Source organism: Moraxella nasibovis (assembly GCF_029581575.1).
GTDB lineage: Bacteria > Pseudomonadota > Gammaproteobacteria > Pseudomonadales > Moraxellaceae > Moraxella > Moraxella nasibovis.
Window position 1 is genome coordinate 1,841,055 of sequence record NZ_CP089975.1, and the last position, 15,997, is coordinate 1,857,051.

Here is a 15,997-nt window from a genome sequence, read left to right on the forward strand (position 1 = left end):
ATTACACTGGATAATCCAGCTGGAGTTGAAAAAAATTAATAAGTGTTTAAAATTTACAGACTAAGCGTCCGCTCACCCCGTGCAATGCCAATCACGCCAGAGCGTACCACTTCTAGGATTTTATCTCGTCCGATGACTTCAATAAAGCCATCAAGCTTGCCTGCGTCCCCTGTGATGAGAATGGTATACAGATTTGGGCTGACATCGACGATTTGCGCACGGAAAATGTCCGCCGTACGATATACTTCCTCACGGTGCGCACCTGTCGCACGCACTTTGATGAGCATCAGCTCTCGTTCGATTTGGCTGCCGTTTGAGACTTCCGACAGGTTTTGCACTTTGACCACTTCGATGAGCTTGTGCAGCTGTTTGGTGATCTGTTCAATCTTATCAGCAGTGGTGATGGTCGTCAAAGTCAAGCGAGACAAAGTTGGGTCTTCGGTAGCGGCGACATTGAGCGTATCAATGTTATAGCCACGCTGAGAAAACAGCCCTACCACACGAGACAGCGAGCCTGCTTCGTTTTCCATCAATACAGAAATCAGATGTTTTTGTACTTGCGCCATTAGGTACGCTCCCCTTTTGATAGCCACATATCACGCATGGATTGCCCCGCCACTTGCATTGGATAGACATGCTCCGACTTATCCACATACACATCAATAAATACCAAGCCGTCCATTTCTAAGGCTGCTTTTAGCTCTTCTTCCATGGTGGCAGGATTGGTAATTTTTACGCCTTTATGTCCATAGCTTTCGGCAAGTTTGACAAAATCAGGCAACGATTTCATATAGCTTTGGGCATGGCGACCTTCGTACAGCATGTCCTGCCACTGCTTAACCATGCCAAGCTGGGCGTTGTTTAAGTTTAAAATCTTAACAGGCAAATTATACTGCAAGCAAGTGGACAGCTCTTGGATATTCATCTGAATTGAGCCTTCGCCTGTGATACAAACCACTGTTTTTTCGGGGCAGGCAAGTTTTGCTGCCATCGCATACGGCAAGCCCACACCCATCGTGCCTAGACCGCCAGAATTTAGCCATTGGCGTGGCTCATCATATTTATAGTACAGCGCGGCGAACATCTGGTGCTGACCGACATCAGAGGTGATGATCGCTTTACCGTCGGTCAATTTATACAAAGTTTCCACCACTCGCTGCGGCATGATGGCGTGAATTTCAGCATCTGTATCGTCATTATAACGCAAACCATGACGCTTACGCCACTCATTGATCTGTTTCCACCAGTCGGCAAGTGCAGCCTCGTCAAGGCGTTTACCAGTCGCTTTAATCTGCGCCACCATCTCAGTCAAGACAGGCTTAACATCGCCGACAATCGGAATGTGAGCGGTGATGGTTTTTGAGATGGAAGTTGGGTCGATGTCAATGTGAATGATGGTCGCATTTGGACAGAATTTTTTGACATTATTGGTCACACGGTCGTCAAATCTTGCCCCCACCGCCAAAATCACATCGGCATGGTGCATGGTCATGTTCGCTTCATAAGTGCCGTGCATACCAAGCATACCTACAAACTGCTCGCCTGTGGCAGGATACGCACCAAGCCCCATCAAAGTATTAGTGACAGGCAAATTTAGCAAATTGGCAAGCTCACGCAGCTCATCAGACGCATCACCTTGCACCACACCACCGCCAGAATACAGCACTGGGCGTTTGGCAGACAGCAGCAAATCAACGGCTTTTTTGATTTGACCGCTATGACCCTTGGAAGTAGGCTGATAAGAGCGCAAACACACCGACTCTGGCATGAAATAATCAAACTTATCGGCAGGATTTGTCATGTCCTTAGGAATGTCCACCACCACAGGACCAGGTCTGCCTGTACTTGCGATAAAGAAGGCTTTTTTGATGATGGTCGGAATGTCGGCAGGATTGCGCACGACAAAGCTGTGCTTAACCACAGGTCGTGAAATACCCACCATGTCACACTCTTGGAAAGCATCATCGCCAATCAAGGTGCTTGGTACTTGTCCGGCAAGCACCACCATCGGAATCGAGTCCATGAAAGCGGTGGCGATGGCGGTGACGGTGTTTGTCACGCCTGGTCCCGATGTCGCAAGCACCACGCCCGTGCGTCCCGTCACACGGCTATAAGCGTCCGCCATGTGTCCTGCGGCTTGCTCGTGGCGCACCAAGACATGCTCGATTTTATCTTGTTTAAATAGGGCATCATAAATGTGCAGCACCGCCCCACCAGGGTAACCAAAAATGTGGGTGACGCCTTCATCAACCAAGGCTTGCACAAGCAGCTCTGCCCCACTCATGGCGACCTTTTCGCCACGGGCAAGCTTAGCTTGATTTTCATGGAAATTTTTGGCGGCATCTGCCGTCTGAGTGTGCCCCGTCATGTTGGGGGCTTGGGTGGTTTGCTCTGTCATCGCTAATCCTTTTTACCAATTCGTTGACCAATTCGGCATCAAACAAACACAAATTTACTAAAAGACGCGGGCAATGCAAGGAGCTGACAAAATTTGGCAGGAGAGTCTTGCAGACCGGTAAGTCTCATAGCAATGTTAAATAAAGTGCTGATGAACGGTAATCCATCCGCCTTTGTTTAACAAACGCAGCTTCATGATAATCGCCGCGCCGACTTCGTACTTATGATAATAAACCATAAGTTATAAAGCTTAAAACTTATTAAATAATAAGTTATCAAAATGGAACTTTGTGTATATTACCGCAAAATCATGACTTTGCCAAGTGTATTTTTAGACATTACACAAGATTTTTGTAATGTGCGCAAGATTTGCCATGTTTATATGTAAACTTCCTATCAATCATCCGCATCATCAAAGCCATTGGCACACTTCATCATTGATGCTACAATAAGGATTCATCACGCCAAATCCACACAGCCAATCAACCTATGATCAGATCACTTCACAAATCCTTGTCATTTCTTTTGGTATGCGCCATCAGTCAAAGCAGCGGCGCCATCTCCGTCTATCACAGCATTGGCAAATTTGGCGAGCCCACTTACAGCCAGTTTCCACCACAAGGACGATACACGGTGCTAAATTTTCACCTGCCTGCCGCACCAAAAGCTCAGCCGCCCACGGACATTCAAAGACAGTGTCAGATTCTGCGTGACAATCTGGCTGCGCTCGACGCTGGCGGTATCATTCATGAAATCGACGACACAGGTAAACAAACTGAGCTAAATGCTGACGAAATTGCCCTGCGAAAATCACAAACACAAAACGCATTACGGCAGCACTGCTCATGATGAGTGGATTGACTTGCCATCAAGCCGTTATTAAATGAACAAAATTAAATGCACAAAAAAAAGACCGCTTTAAAAACGGTCTTTTTTAATAAGCGCATGGCTTGGTGTTTTGTTAATGCTTAAGCAGGAATGCGCAGCACTTGACCCACATAAATCTTGTCTGGATGTGACAGCATTGGCTTATTGGCATCAAAGATTTTCATATAATCATTGGCATTGCCGTACATTTCTTTGGCGATTTTTGACAGCGTGTCGCCAGATTTGACGGTATAAAAGCGAGATTCTGGCTCTTGACTTTCCACGGCGATGTCATCGACGACAGTTTCAACATGCTGGACATTACCCACTGCCAAACGAGCACGCTCACGGTCAGCTTGTGTCTTAGCGGTACCGGTCAGTGTCACGGTGTCGGTGTCGCCGTTATAATTGACAGACAGACCGCTGATTTGCACATTTTGCGCTTGAATGCGTGCCAATAGCAAATTGGCGATTTCCTGTGCGGTAGGCTCTGCCGCTGGTGCTGCGGTATTTGCCGCCTCTGGTGCTGCGTCTTTTTTGTTGCGGTTAAAAATCTTGTCGCCAATGTCTTTGGCAAAGCTAAAAATACCCATGTTACACTCCTTATGTTGCACCGCCGCTTGTCAATCAAGCTCGTAAATGGCGGCTACGGATTTGGTTTATAAATTAAGTTCATCATTCAGTATGATGCGATCAATCAGCCAGCACGACGACCGATTGACAACCTTGTAATCATCTTACTTGAAAAATAAGCATAATATCGCTAAATTTTGCTATCAAATTGTTAGTAATTGTAGTTATTATTGCTGATCAGCATCAAAAAAGCCGCCCAAAGGCAGCTTTTATTATGATGTCACGCTTAGCGATTACAGCTTTGCAGTAACATAGTCAATGGCTTTTTGAACTGTGGTCAATTCGGCAGAATCTTCATCAGGAATGGTGATGCCGAAGTTGCTTTCAAATGCCATCACAAGCTCCACTAGGTCTAGCGAGTCTGCACCCAAATCATCCATGAATGATGCGTCATTCTTGATGTCAGCAACATTCAGACCAAGCTGCTCAGCCACTGCGTCTTTTACTTTAGCTTCGATATCGCTCATAGGATTTTCCTTTTTTAATCAAACAGATAAAAGCTGTCATCAGCACCATGCGGATGTTGGCGATTTATCTTTAACTTTTAACAGATACTGCATATCATAAAACATTTTTGCCAAGAGTGCAAGTTTTATGGATACAGTTGTTCACATTTTTATGATAATGGCAAATGCACTTTTTGTCAATCTTTTTTGTGCATAGGCTTACATATACATGCCGCCATTGACCGCCAACACCTCACCTGTGATGTAGCTGGCTTCATCGCTTGCCAAGAAAGTCACCGCCGCAGCGATCTCCTCTGGCTGAGCCATGCGCCCAAGTGGCACAGCATCAAGCATGGAAGTGATCAGACGCTCGTCAAGCTCTTCGGTCATGTCAGTCTCTACAAAGCCTGGTGCCACACAGTTCACCGTCACACCACGAGAGCCGATCTCACGAGCCAGCGCACGAGTAAAGCCCTCGACACCCGCCTTACTTGCCGCATAGTTTGCCTGACCTGCATTGCCCATCTGACCCACCACCGAAGTGATGTTAATGATGCGCCCAAAACGAGCTTTCATCATGCTGCGAATGGCTCGGCGAGAAGTGCGATAGATTGAAGTTAGGTTGGTGTCAAGCACATCTGCCCAGTCTTCATTTTTCATGCGCATGAGCAGACCATCTTTGGTGATGCCTGCATTATTCACAAGCACATTGACACCGCCATAGACACTGTCAATCTCTTCAAACAATTTGTCGATCGCCTCATCGTCGCACACATCAAGCACTCGACCGATGCCGTCTGACTCGCTCAAATACTCTTCGATCGCCTCAGCACCCTTTTCGCTGGTCGCCGTACCGATCACAAAACAACCCTCATCAGCAAAGCGCTGAGCGATGGCTCGCCCGATGCCACGAGAAGCACCTGTTACTAGGACAATTTTTCTACTCATGCCAGATTCTCCAATTTTTCAAGGCGCGCCAGCTTATAACTTGGCAAAGCACTGATTGGCTCAGCCTGACGCTTAGCAAGATTTGATAGCACATTTCCCGGACCACATTCGATGATGAGATCAATGTGCTTGTCCGCAAGTTTTTGCATGGTTTTTGCCCACTGCACTGGCATAGAAAGCTGCTCAATAAGCGCGGTTTTGATGTCATCAATGGCATCATAACTCACGGCGTGACGATTTTGAATGACAGGAATTTGTGGTGCATTAAAGCTTGTGTCATTCAATCTGGCGGCAAGTTTGTCTGTGGCAGGATTCATCAAGGCGCAGTGTGATGGTACAGATACCTTCAATGGCACCGCTTTTTTGCCCAGATTTTCAACCGCAGACAGCACATGAGCCACACCCAATTCTGTGCCCGCCACCACCACTTGCCCTGGGCTATTAAAGTTGGCTGCATTGACAATGCCAGCATTTGTCGTAGCATCCTCACACAGACTCGCCACCTGCTCGTCCTCCAAGCCAAGCACAGCAGCCATCTGAGTATCCACAGCCGCCACTGCATCCGTCATGTATTTGCCACGCTCATGCACCAGCACCACCGCATCCGACAGGCTTAACACCCCACTTGCCACCAGCGCACTGTACTCACCCAAAGAGTGGCCTGCCAAGCATACAGGTTCAAGATCTTGGCTTTTTAGCTTGTCAAAAATAATGCGCCAAATGGCAATGCTAGATGCCACAAGGGCTGGCTGAGTGTATTTGGTCTGATGTAGTCGCTCTTCGTCTTGTGTGACTTCCCACAGGTCAAAGCCCAGCGCCGCACTCGCCTCATCAAAAGTCTCTTTAACCACAGCAAAATGCTCAGCCAGCTCATTCATCATGCCGACCGCTTGCGAACCTTGCCCCGGAAAAACCACCGCTACTCGTTTGATAGCATCACTAGTCATAATTTACCCGTTTTTATTCATGCGTTCATCGATACAAAAATTGCGTTTAGTTTATCACAAAAAATAAACGCTTGTTTACTAATTTTTTAATCAAATCAACCAACTTATTGATTTTAAATGTTTTTCTTTTGATGGCAAAATTTAAAATCAAAAAAGCCAAGCGCATTGAGGAACAACGCAGCTTGGCTTATGATCAAATGATCTACCAATCAGCTTTCTTGGCTTACCTTGAATAGCTGACGACCACGGTAAAAACCGTCTTTGGTCGCGTGGTGACGAATGTGTTTTTCGCCAGTGGTAGAGTCGATAGTTAACGCATTCACAGTGATGCGGTCGTGAGAACGACGCATGTCACGGCGTGAACGGCTTTTGCGGTTTTGTTGAACTGCCATGATAGCTCCTAAAATTCGATACACTTTAAGGTAATTTAACAGCTAAATTGCCAAAAAGCACTACTATTAAAACTGTTTTGCACTCAAGATCAGCCACAAACGCAGCTCAAAGCACAGCACCTTTTGCCTTGATATCTTTGATAAGCACAATAAATGCAGTATTATACAGAAAAAATTTGTAATTTTCAAAGCCAAATTCAAAAAATATCATAAAAATTTACAAAACTTTTCAAATCATGGCTTTGATGACTCAGTTCAGTTTGCCTTTTAGCGCCGCTAATGCCGCAAAAGGATTCTCCTGCACTTCCTCTTCCTCATCGTCCACCATATCAATTGGCATGTCGCACTCATCATGTCTTGGCGACAAAGGCAGAGCAAGTAAAAGCTCATCTTCTAGCAGATCTTTGATCGGTAGCATTCTGCCTGAGCCCAGCTCATCCATCAGCACATATTCTGCACCTTGAATCGCATCAATTTGCATTTCGTCCGCCAAAATCGCCAAGCGATAATCGCCAGACACATTCACCATCATCGGATCAAGGCATCTTTGACAAGGTACGACAAGCTGCCCCATCACTTCAAAGGCTAGCCATAAGATACCTTCTGATTTTTGTAGTGTCGTCTGCACTTGTAGTGCCTCTTGCACAGCATCGACGCTCACCTGCTCAGACAAGCGATGAAAGATTGATACAGGTACGCTACCCGACCAAGTAAAGCCAATGTCTGCCCATTTATCAAGCATGATATTGGCAGGCATTTCTTTGGCTGCGGATGTCATATTCATTAAAATTCCTCGTTGATTTTTGGGTATTATTTCATAAAATGGCAAAATTTTCATCCCAATTTCAAAATTATTTGCCGATCATAAAATAATGCTATAATAACCAATCTTTTTAACGATGATTATCATGACCGCTGTTAATTTTTACGACTTATCGCCAGACGCCAATTTCAATCACTCGCCCAATCATTCAGACATCCAAGCACTCTGGCAGGATTTTTTTTGTGACGGCGATGTATGCAAAGACATTGATGACTTGGCTCAGCACATGAGCAAGCAAGACTGGCAAGACTTTAAAAATGCTTGGCGTGGCATTGACCCTGATGATGACGCAGCGCTCACCGACTGGCTGATTGATTTATTTAATCAGCTATTTAATCAGTCAAACATTGGCATCATGCCCACCGTCTTGGTGCGTGGCGATGGCGAGCCTGAATATTTTCCCGCCACAGGCGAAAGTCCTGCACGCATTGAGTTTGCGCATGGATTTTTTGCCAGCGCTTTGCACGAGATCAGCCATTGGTGCATTGCAGGCAGGCACAGGCGCACTTTGAATGACTTTGGCTACTGGTACACATCTGATGGGCGTGACGCAGAAACGCAAGCGATATTTGAGCAAGTGGAAATCAAACCACAATCCATCGAATGCCTGCTCAATCAAGCGTGCGGTCGTTATTTTTATGTCTCTCAGGACAATTTAAATGCAGACTTTGACACCAGTCAAAGCACCTTTGCCACAGATGTCTATCGGCAAGCTAACAGTTATCTTATTGAACCACAAACCCTACCAAGAGATGCTAAGCGTCTTTTGTGGGTATTTTTAAAAATTTGCCAAAATTGTTCCTAACCACACAATCTGAACCACACAATCCGAGAATGCACATGCAAACACTGCATCTACACCCACAAAATCCACAGCAAAGACTGCTTCAACAAGTCGTAAGCGCCCTAAAAGATGGCAAAATCATCGCCTACCCGACAGACATTGGCTATGCCCTGCTCACCGATTTACACGCCAAAGCAGCCATAGAGAAAATCGGGCGCATTGAGCAGGTACTTCATCAAGACGCGCACACACTGCTGTGCCAAAATATCAGCGACATGGCAAAATACGCCGACATCAACAATGCTCAATTTCGCCACATCAAAAACGCTGGTAATGACACGCGCTTTGTTCTGACTGCCAATAAAGAAGTACCAAAACAACTGATTAACAAAAACAAAAACATCGGCATTCAGCAGGTAAATAGCCCTCTACTTAATGCTCTATTAGAAATGCTCGATGGCGCCATCGTCATGCACGCGCTCAACCCAGAGCTGATACAGACAGACACGCCATACGACATTGAAGATCTCTTAGATCGCCAAATCGACCTATTGGTGCATGTGGACGCCATTGAAATATCTGACATCACAACAGATGATCTGACCGAGCTTGATGCTTAAAAAGCACTCATAAACTCCAAAAATAAAAAATCCCAGTCAAAGCTGGGATTTTTTTGAGAGTGAATCGCAAATTATGGGCGATCTACTAGCTCAACATATGCCATCGGTGCATTATCGCCATCACGATAACCGCACTTGATGATGCGCAGGTAGCCACCTGGGCGAGTTTTGTAACGAGGACCTAGTTCGTTGAATAGTTTGCCAACGATTACCTTGTTACGAGTACGGCTGAATGCCAAACGGCGATTAGCAACGCTGTCTTCTTTTGCCAAAGTGATTAGCGGCTCAGCTACACGGCGCAGCTCTTTTGCCTTAACCAAAGTGGTCTTGATAAGCTCATGTTCAAACAGAGAATTAGTCATGTTTTGGAACATTGCCTTACGATGGCTGCTGGTGCGACCCAGCTTAACGCCACTGTTACGATGTCGCATGGTCAGTATCCTTTAAATTAACGGCTACGATAAGAGAAACGATCATCAACTCTTAGATCACTTGGTGGCCATGTTTCTAGGCGCATACCAAGTTCCAAACCTTTAGATGCCAATACATCTTTGATTTCGGTCAATGATTTCTTACCAAGATTTGGTGTTTTAAGCAGTTCAGTTTCAGAACGCTGTACCAAATCGCCAATGTAATAAATATTTTCAGCTTTTAAGCAGTTTGCTGAGCGAACCGTTAGTTCTAAATCATCCACTGGGCGTAGTAGCACAGGGTCAATTTCTTCTTTCTCTTTAACAGGTTCAACCACTTCTTCAGCTTCCAAATCAACGAAAATCGCAATTTGTTGCTGCAAAATGGTTGCTGCCTTACGAATGGCCTCTTCTGGATCAATCGTACCATTAGTTTCAAGCTCAATGATCAGCTTGTCAAGGTCGGTACGCTGCTCAACACGGGCATTTTCAACATCGTAAGCCACACGCAAAATTGGACTAAAACTTGCGTCAAGTTTTAAGCGACCAATTGTTTTTGAATTGGCATCTTCACGACGCTGATTGGCAGGCTCATAGCCACGACCTGTCACTACACGCAAGCGCATTTTCAAGTGACCACGCTCGCTCAATGTACCAAGCACCAAGTTTGGATTGGCGATTTCAACATTGTGTGGCAGTTCTAAGTCAGCAGCAGTAACAACACCTGCGCCCTGCTTATCCAAAGTCAAGTATGCTTCGTTTTGATCGTGCAAAGTGATTGCCAAACCCTTTAGGTTCAAAAGCAAATCAAGCACATCTTCTTGCAGACCTTCTAGCGTGGAATACTCATGATCCACCCCTTCAATCTCTGCTTCAATAACGGCTGCACCCGACAATGAAGAAAGTAGAATACGGCGAAGGGCATTACCTAGCGTATGCCCAAAGCCTCTTTCTAACGGCTCGAGCGTGACCTTAGCAGTCGTTTCATTAACCGCATCCACATGAATGGCGCTAGGTGTTAGAAACTCAGTTGCATTTGTCATAGTGTCACCTCGATTTAGTTCGGATTATTTAGAATATAGCTCAACAATCAAGCTTTCGTTGATTTCAGCAGGTAGCTCACTGCGCTCTGGTGCAGTCTTGAAAGTACCTTGAAGTTTGCTGTGATCAACTTCAAGCCATTCTGGAATACCACGCTGTGTCGCAAGCTCAATGGCGTTTTTGATACGAAGTTGCTCTTTTGATTTCTCATGAACAGCAATCACATCACCATCTTGTACTTGGATTGAAGGAATGTTCACACGAACAAACTCATCACGGCCTGCTTTTTTAAGCAAAATCGCACGGTGGCTAACCAATTGACGAGCTTCTGCACGAGTAGCACCAAAGCCCATGCGATACACCACATTGTCTAGGCGACGCTCTAGCATACCAAGTAGGTTTTCACCAGTTGCACCACGCATACGCGCAGCTTCTTTATAGTAATTTGAGAATTGACGCTCAAGTACGCCGTACATGCGTTTAACTTTTTGCTTTTCACGAAGCTGTGATGCGTATTCAGAAGTTTTGTTCTGGCTATTGCCGTGCTGACCAGGCGCACGACTTGCTTTTTTAGTTTTCACATCATAAGGCTTAACACCTGATTTTAGTTGCAGGTCAGTACCTTCACGACGTGACAATTTTAGTTTTGGACCAATATAACGGGCCATGTGTCTTTCTCCTTAAACGCGGCGCTTCTTAGGTGGGCGGCAGCCGTTGTGTGGAATTGGGGTAACATCGCTGATGCTGTTAATTTTATAACCCAATGCACCTAATGCACGAACCGCAGACTCACGACCTGGTCCTGGACCTTTAACCAAGACATCAACATTCTTCACGCCATAGGTTTCTTGTGCTGTTTTACCAGCAACTTCAGCAGCAACCTGAGCAGCGAAAGGTGTTGATTTACGTGAACCACGGAAGCCTTGTCCACCTGAGGTGGCCCAAGCCAATGCATTACCTTGACGATCGGTAATGGTTACAATGGTGTTATTAAAAGACGCATGAATATGGGCGATACCTTCAGATACCGAGCGACGAGCCACTTTTTTGCGGCTACGAGTGTCTTTTGCCATCTTTTAGCTTCCTAAATTAGTTACTTTTTAATTGCTTTGCGTGGACCTTTACGGGTACGCGCGTTAGTTTTTGTGCGTTGACCATTTACAGGCAAGCCACGACGGTGACGAAGACCACGGTAGCAACCCAAATCGGTTAGACGCTTAATATTCATTGAAATTTCACGACGAAGGTCACCTTCGGTAGTGTAATTTGCAACTTCTGCACGGACAGCATCTAGCTGTGTATCATCCAACTGACCAATTTTGGTGGTTTCGTTGATACCTACGGCAGCAAGAATTTGCTTTGCAGTGGTACGACCGATACCAAAAATGTAAGTTAGTGAAATCACTGCGTGTTTGTTGTCCGGAATGTTTACACCGGCAATACGAGCCATTGATTTCTCTCCATTAGCACAAACGCATTTGCATTTGCTAAGTTTACTCTACTGCTGAATTTCAACAGCATGGCAAGTAGCGGATAATACATTATCCGCTACTATTTTGCAAGCGTTAATTTGTAAAAATTAACCTTGGCGTTGTTTGTGGCGTGGCTCTGAGCTACAGATTACCAAAACTTTGCCTTTACGGCGAACAATTTTGCAACTGCCACAAATCTTTTTAACTGATGCTTGAACTTTCATGTCATGCTCCTAAAAGTACGCCTATTGATTTGGCGATTTAATTAAGGTTTGGTCATGATATTGATGCTTCATCAAATGCGCTTGAATTTGCGCAATGAAATCCATCAAAACAACCACCATGATCAGCAATGAAGTACCACCCAAAGGGATGGCAGCGCCGAAAGATGATTGCACGACCATTGGCATCAAACAAATGATTGCCATATACATCGCACCAATAAAGGTTAGGCGATTTAAAACAAAATCTAAATAGCGTTTCGTCTGCTGTCCAGGTCGGATACCGGGGATATAAGCTCCGCTGCGCTTCAAATTTTCGGCCACTTCTTTAGGATTGAACATCAATGCCGTATAGAAGTAACAGAAAAAAATCACCATCGCACCAAACACCAAAAGATATAATGGCGCACCAGGTTGCAATACCAAAGAGACATTTTGGATAATGCTTTGAAATAGCGTCGGATTTTCTGTCGGTGTGGCAAAATGACCCAAGCTTGCAGGCAACATCAGCAATGAGCTGGCAAAAATAGCAGGAATGACACCAGCCATGTTGATTTTTAAAGGCAGGTGTGATTGCTGCTGAGCATAGACTTTACGACCCTCTTGCTGCTTTTGCGCATAATTCACAGGCACACGACGCTGCGCTCTCTCAATAAAGACAATCGCTGCGGTAACCGCAATACCCAAAATCAAAAACACCAAGGCAGTCAGTAATTCTTTGCTGCCGCCACCACCGCTGACAAAAATTCCAGCAATCATGGTTGGTGCACTTGCCACAATACTGGCAAGAATCAGCATAGAAATGCCGTTACCAATGCCACGCTCGGTGATTTGCTCACCCAACCACATCAAGAACATCGAACCTGCCACCAAAGAAGTAACCGCAGGTACATAAAAACTCAATCCTGTTGATAGGGTCAAGTTTTGAGAAATCAGACCTGCTGACATACCCACCGCCTGCACAAAAGCCAAAGCCAATGTGCCTTGACGGGTGTATTTATTCAATGTTCTGCGCCCTGCTTCACCTTCTTTTTTTAATGCCTCTAAAGAAGGGACAACCACAGACATCATTTGCACCACAATAGATGCTGAGATGTAAGGCATGATGCCCAGTGCCATGATCGACATACGCTCCAACGAGCCACCGGAGAACATATTAAACATACCCAAAAAGGTATTTTCCCCAGCTTTAAAAAACTCAGCCAAACGAATGGGATCCATGCCAGGCACAGGGATATGCGAACCTAGACGGTAAACAATCAACGCACCAATTAAAAACAACATACGATTCCACAACTCATCGTATTTACGGATAAATACGAATGGATTTAGCGGAATGCCAGACTTGGACGCTGATTGCTTAGACACGATATTACTCCTCGACGCTGCCGCCAGCAGCTTCGATGGCTTGTTTTGCGCCCTTGGTGACTTTAACGCCTTTGAAAGTCAAAGCACGGCTGATTTCGCCAGACAAGATGATGCGAGCACGCTTCATGTCACCACGAATGATGTTTGCAGCTTTTAGCGTTTCTACGCTAACCACATCGCCTTCAATCTTGTTCAGTTCTGAAAGACGCACCTCAGCAGTAGTCAATGCCATTTGGCTGGTAAAACCAAATTTTGGCAGACGACGGTAGATTGGCATTTGACCGCCTTCAAAACCCGCTGGAATGCTTGAACCTGAGCGTGAAGTTTGACCTTTGATACCACGACCACCAGTCTTACCAAGACCAGAACCGATACCACGACCACGGCGTTGAGCAGTCTTTTTTGCACCCAAAGCAGGTGACAATTCATTTAAACGAAGACCCATTACGCTTCCTCCACCTTAACCATGTAATTCACACGATTTACCATACCACGGATTGAAGGCGTATCCTCAACCTCAACAGTATGACCAATACGACGCAGCCCCAAACCTTTTAGGCAAGCTTTGTGGCTTGCTAAGCGATGGCTACTCGATTTTGTTTGAGTAACTTTGATTGTTTTCATCGTAACTTACCTACTTCTTAGCCCAAAATTTCTTCAACAGTTTTGCCACGCTTAGCAGCAACTTGCTCTGGTGAAACCATGTCACGAAGACCTTTGAAGGTTGCTTGCACAACATTGGCAGCATTGGTTGAACCATAGCATTTCGCCAATACGTTTTGTACGCCTGCAACTTCAAGAACGGCACGCATTGCACCGCCAGCGATGACACCAGTACCTTCAGAGGCTGGCTGCATATATACTTTAGATGCGCCGTGACGAGCGTTGATTGGGTGCTGTAGGGTAGTGCCTGCAAGCTCAACAGTAATCATGTTGCGCTTAGCAGCTTCTAGTGCTTTTTGGATGGCGGCAGGTACTTCACGAGCCTTGCCACGACCAAAGCCAACACGACCATTACCGTCGCCAACCACTGTCAATGCAGTGAAAGAGAAAATACGACCGCCTTTAACAACTTTTGCAACACGGTCAACGGCAACCAATTTTTCTACCAAACCGTCAGTTTGTTCAACTTTTGCCATGATTAGAACTCCAATCCATTTTCACGAGCAGCGTCAGCCAAAGCTTTAACACGGCCATGATATTTAAAACCACTACGGTCAAAAGCAACTTTGGTGATGCCAGCTGCTTTTGCACGCTCTGCAATCAATGCGCCAACTGCTTTTGCCGCTTCAACATTACCAGTCGCACCAGAGCGAAGGGTTGAATCAAGCGTAGAAGCTTGAGCGACAACCACACCACCAGTTGGTGAGATGATTTGCGCATAAATATGGCGTGGAGTGCGAGTCACAGTCAGACGGTTTACGCCTAGGTGACGGATGTGTGCACGGGTTTTTTTCGCTCGACGAAGACGAGCTGATTTTTTATCGAACATTTTTGCTCACCTTACTTATTTTTTCTTAGCTTCTTTACGAAGAACCACTTCATCGCTATAGCGAACACCTTTACCTTTATAAGGCTCTGGCGGACGGAAGCTACGAATTTTAGCTGCTGCTTGACCAAGTTTTTGCTTATCGCTTGATTTTAGAACGATTTCAGTTTGGCTTGGGCTTTCTGCAGTCACGCCTTCAGGTAGCGTGTATTCGATTGGGTGTGAGAAACCTAGGTTTAGGTTTACTTTGTTACCAGCAACTTGAGCACGATAACCAACGCCAATAAGTTGTAGGCGACGCTCAAAGCCATTGCTTACACCTTGAACCATGTTGTTGATCAATGCACGCACTGTACCAGTGTGCATCCACGCTTCTTTAGTGTCAGCAACAGGAGAAAGTGTAACCACACCATCTTCTTGTTTTAGCTCGACCAAATCATGCAGGCGTAAAGACAAAGAACCGTTCTTGCCTTTAACTTCAACCTGCTGACCGTTCAAAGTAACACTGGTACCAGCTGGTAGCGTTACAGGGGCTTTAGCCACACGAGACATAGGAATTTTCCTTTAATGATAATAAAAACCATCAAAATGATGGCAACGAAACAAGTGATTTTCCAACAAGCCTTAAAATCACCATACGGAGAATTTCAAAGTTATTTAGAAAAGCACGCTATTATAACAGAAAAAATCCTTGGCGTAAACCAAGGATTTTATATTTTTGTAATTTATTGATGCTAATTAAGCAACCAATGCAATTACTTCACCACCAATGCCTGCGGCACGAGCGGCACGGTCGCTCATGATACCTTTACTGGTAGAGATGATGGCAACACCCAAGCCTTTTTGAACGCTTGGTAGCTCATCTTTACCACGATATTGACGAAGACCAGGACGGCTGTAGCGTTTTAGAGTTTCGATAACGCCTTTGCCTTGGTAGTATTTTAGCTCAACAGTTAGAACTTTTTTACCATTTTCAATGTCACTTACTTCTGCAGAAGCTAGGTAACCTTCAGCAACCAATAGGTCGGCGATAGATTTACGCAGCTTAGAAGCAGGCATAGTAACAGATAGTTTATTTCTTGATTGTGCGTTGCGGATGCGGGTTAGCATATCAGCAACAGGATCTTGCATACTCATTG

Annotated in this window: 24 protein-coding genes; 3 read left to right on the forward strand and 21 right to left on the reverse strand. The window is 45.4% G+C overall.

The features are described from left to right. Positions 1-53: 53 nt before the first annotated feature. Entirely contained in the window at positions 54-566 is a 513-nt protein-coding gene (gene ilvN / locus LU290_RS08730) for an acetolactate synthase small subunit (protein ID WP_277808210.1), read from the reverse strand. Continuing rightward, a complete protein-coding gene (locus LU290_RS08735; protein WP_277809597.1) occupies positions 566-2,284 on the reverse strand; it encodes an acetolactate synthase 3 large subunit in 1,719 nt (572 codons plus the stop codon). The genes ilvN and LU290_RS08735 overlap by 1 nt, the downstream gene beginning before the upstream one ends. Before the next feature lie 602 nt (positions 2,285-2,886). On the opposite strand from LU290_RS08735, the gene LU290_RS08740 reads away from it, so the two are divergent. Continuing rightward, positions 2,887-3,246, forward strand: coding sequence for a hypothetical protein (locus tag LU290_RS08740; RefSeq protein WP_277808211.1), 360 nt, complete (start codon positions 2,887-2,889; stop codon positions 3,244-3,246). A gap of 119 nt (positions 3,247-3,365) precedes the next feature. Here the strand turns inward: LU290_RS08740 and lysM are convergent, their stop codons facing one another. From lysM to LU290_RS08770, 6 genes are all read right to left on the reverse strand, one after another. Next, complete coding sequence (gene lysM, locus LU290_RS08745) at positions 3,366-3,857, reverse strand: peptidoglycan-binding protein LysM (protein ID WP_277808212.1); 492 nt, start codon at positions 3,855-3,857, stop codon at positions 3,366-3,368. 273 nt (positions 3,858-4,130) lie between these two features. Beyond that, a complete protein-coding gene (acpP, locus tag LU290_RS08750) occupies positions 4,131-4,364 on the reverse strand; it encodes an acyl carrier protein (RefSeq protein ID WP_249101133.1) in 234 nt (77 codons plus the stop codon). 198 nt (positions 4,365-4,562) lie between these two features. Further along, entirely contained in the window at positions 4,563-5,291 is a 729-nt protein-coding gene (gene fabG / locus LU290_RS08755) for a 3-oxoacyl-ACP reductase FabG (RefSeq protein ID WP_277808213.1), read from the reverse strand. Further along, positions 5,288-6,238: an ACP S-malonyltransferase gene (gene fabD, locus LU290_RS08760; protein WP_277808214.1), complete on the reverse strand. Its 951-nt coding sequence runs from the start codon at positions 6,236-6,238 to the stop codon at positions 5,288-5,290. The genes fabG and fabD overlap by 4 nt, the downstream gene beginning before the upstream one ends. Positions 6,239-6,447: 209 nt before the next feature. Continuing rightward, positions 6,448-6,630, reverse strand: coding sequence for a 50S ribosomal protein L32 (rpmF, locus tag LU290_RS08765; protein ID WP_277808215.1), 183 nt, complete (start codon positions 6,628-6,630; stop codon positions 6,448-6,450). Positions 6,631-6,880: 250 nt separating this feature from the next. Further along, complete coding sequence (locus LU290_RS08770) at positions 6,881-7,414, reverse strand: YceD family protein (protein WP_277808216.1); 534 nt, start codon at positions 7,412-7,414, stop codon at positions 6,881-6,883. 124 nt (positions 7,415-7,538) lie between these two features. On the opposite strand from LU290_RS08770, the gene LU290_RS08775 reads away from it, so the two are divergent. Further along, complete coding sequence (locus LU290_RS08775) at positions 7,539-8,258, forward strand: elongation factor P hydroxylase (RefSeq protein ID WP_277808217.1); 720 nt, start codon at positions 7,539-7,541, stop codon at positions 8,256-8,258. Positions 8,259-8,293: 35 nt separating this feature from the next. Beyond that, positions 8,294-8,857 carry a Sua5/YciO/YrdC/YwlC family protein gene (locus tag LU290_RS08780; protein ID WP_277808218.1) on the forward strand — a complete coding sequence of 188 codons (564 nt, stop codon included), beginning with the start codon at positions 8,294-8,296 and terminating at the stop codon, positions 8,855-8,857. A gap of 71 nt (positions 8,858-8,928) precedes the next feature. On the opposite strand, the gene rplQ is transcribed toward LU290_RS08780, so the two are convergent. The 13 genes from rplQ to rpsH all read right to left on the reverse strand — a co-directional run bounded on the left by rplQ (position 8,929) and on the right by rpsH (position 15,995). Then, positions 8,929-9,288 (reverse strand): 50S ribosomal protein L17, encoded by a 360-nt coding sequence (rplQ, locus tag LU290_RS08785; RefSeq protein ID WP_277808219.1) that lies wholly within the window; start codon positions 9,286-9,288, stop codon positions 8,929-8,931. Positions 9,289-9,305: 17 nt separating this feature from the next. Beyond that, a complete protein-coding gene (locus tag LU290_RS08790) occupies positions 9,306-10,310 on the reverse strand; it encodes a DNA-directed RNA polymerase subunit alpha (RefSeq protein WP_277808220.1) in 1,005 nt (334 codons plus the stop codon). A gap of 24 nt (positions 10,311-10,334) precedes the next feature. Beyond that, positions 10,335-10,976, reverse strand: coding sequence for a 30S ribosomal protein S4 (gene rpsD, locus LU290_RS08795; RefSeq protein WP_277808221.1), 642 nt, complete (start codon positions 10,974-10,976; stop codon positions 10,335-10,337). Positions 10,977-10,988: 12 nt separating this feature from the next. Then, the gene (gene rpsK, locus LU290_RS08800) at positions 10,989-11,381 is read right to left on the reverse strand and encodes a 30S ribosomal protein S11 (RefSeq protein WP_003656963.1); all 393 of its coding nucleotides are present in this window, start codon (positions 11,379-11,381) and stop codon (positions 10,989-10,991) included. Positions 11,382-11,401: 20 nt separating this feature from the next. Beyond that, positions 11,402-11,758 (reverse strand): 30S ribosomal protein S13, encoded by a 357-nt coding sequence (rpsM, locus tag LU290_RS08805; RefSeq protein ID WP_277808222.1) that lies wholly within the window; start codon positions 11,756-11,758, stop codon positions 11,402-11,404. Positions 11,759-11,887: 129 nt separating this feature from the next. Beyond that, positions 11,888-12,004, reverse strand: a complete 117-nt coding sequence (gene rpmJ / locus LU290_RS08810) for a 50S ribosomal protein L36 (protein ID WP_036364264.1) — start codon at positions 12,002-12,004, stop codon at positions 11,888-11,890. Positions 12,005-12,025: 21 nt separating this feature from the next. Continuing rightward, a complete protein-coding gene (secY, locus tag LU290_RS08815) occupies positions 12,026-13,369 on the reverse strand; it encodes a preprotein translocase subunit SecY (protein WP_277808223.1) in 1,344 nt (447 codons plus the stop codon). A gap of 4 nt (positions 13,370-13,373) precedes the next feature. After that, positions 13,374-13,814, reverse strand: a complete 441-nt coding sequence (rplO, locus tag LU290_RS08820) for a 50S ribosomal protein L15 (protein WP_277808224.1) — start codon at positions 13,812-13,814, stop codon at positions 13,374-13,376. Continuing rightward, positions 13,814-13,993, reverse strand: a complete 180-nt coding sequence (rpmD, locus tag LU290_RS08825; RefSeq protein ID WP_277808225.1) for a 50S ribosomal protein L30 — start codon at positions 13,991-13,993, stop codon at positions 13,814-13,816. The genes rplO and rpmD overlap by 1 nt, the downstream gene beginning before the upstream one ends. A 17-nt stretch (positions 13,994-14,010) precedes the next feature. After that, the gene (gene rpsE, locus LU290_RS08830; RefSeq protein ID WP_277808226.1) at positions 14,011-14,508 is read right to left on the reverse strand and encodes a 30S ribosomal protein S5; all 498 of its coding nucleotides are present in this window, start codon (positions 14,506-14,508) and stop codon (positions 14,011-14,013) included. Positions 14,509-14,510: 2 nt separating this feature from the next. After that, entirely contained in the window at positions 14,511-14,861 is a 351-nt protein-coding gene (gene rplR / locus LU290_RS08835; protein ID WP_078318453.1) for a 50S ribosomal protein L18, read from the reverse strand. Positions 14,862-14,876: 15 nt separating this feature from the next. Beyond that, entirely contained in the window at positions 14,877-15,410 is a 534-nt protein-coding gene (rplF, locus tag LU290_RS08840; RefSeq protein WP_277808227.1) for a 50S ribosomal protein L6, read from the reverse strand. Between the two features lie 186 nt (positions 15,411-15,596). Further along, positions 15,597-15,995, reverse strand: a complete 399-nt coding sequence (gene rpsH, locus LU290_RS08845; RefSeq protein ID WP_277808228.1) for a 30S ribosomal protein S8 — start codon at positions 15,993-15,995, stop codon at positions 15,597-15,599. Positions 15,996-15,997: the final 2 nt, after the last annotated feature.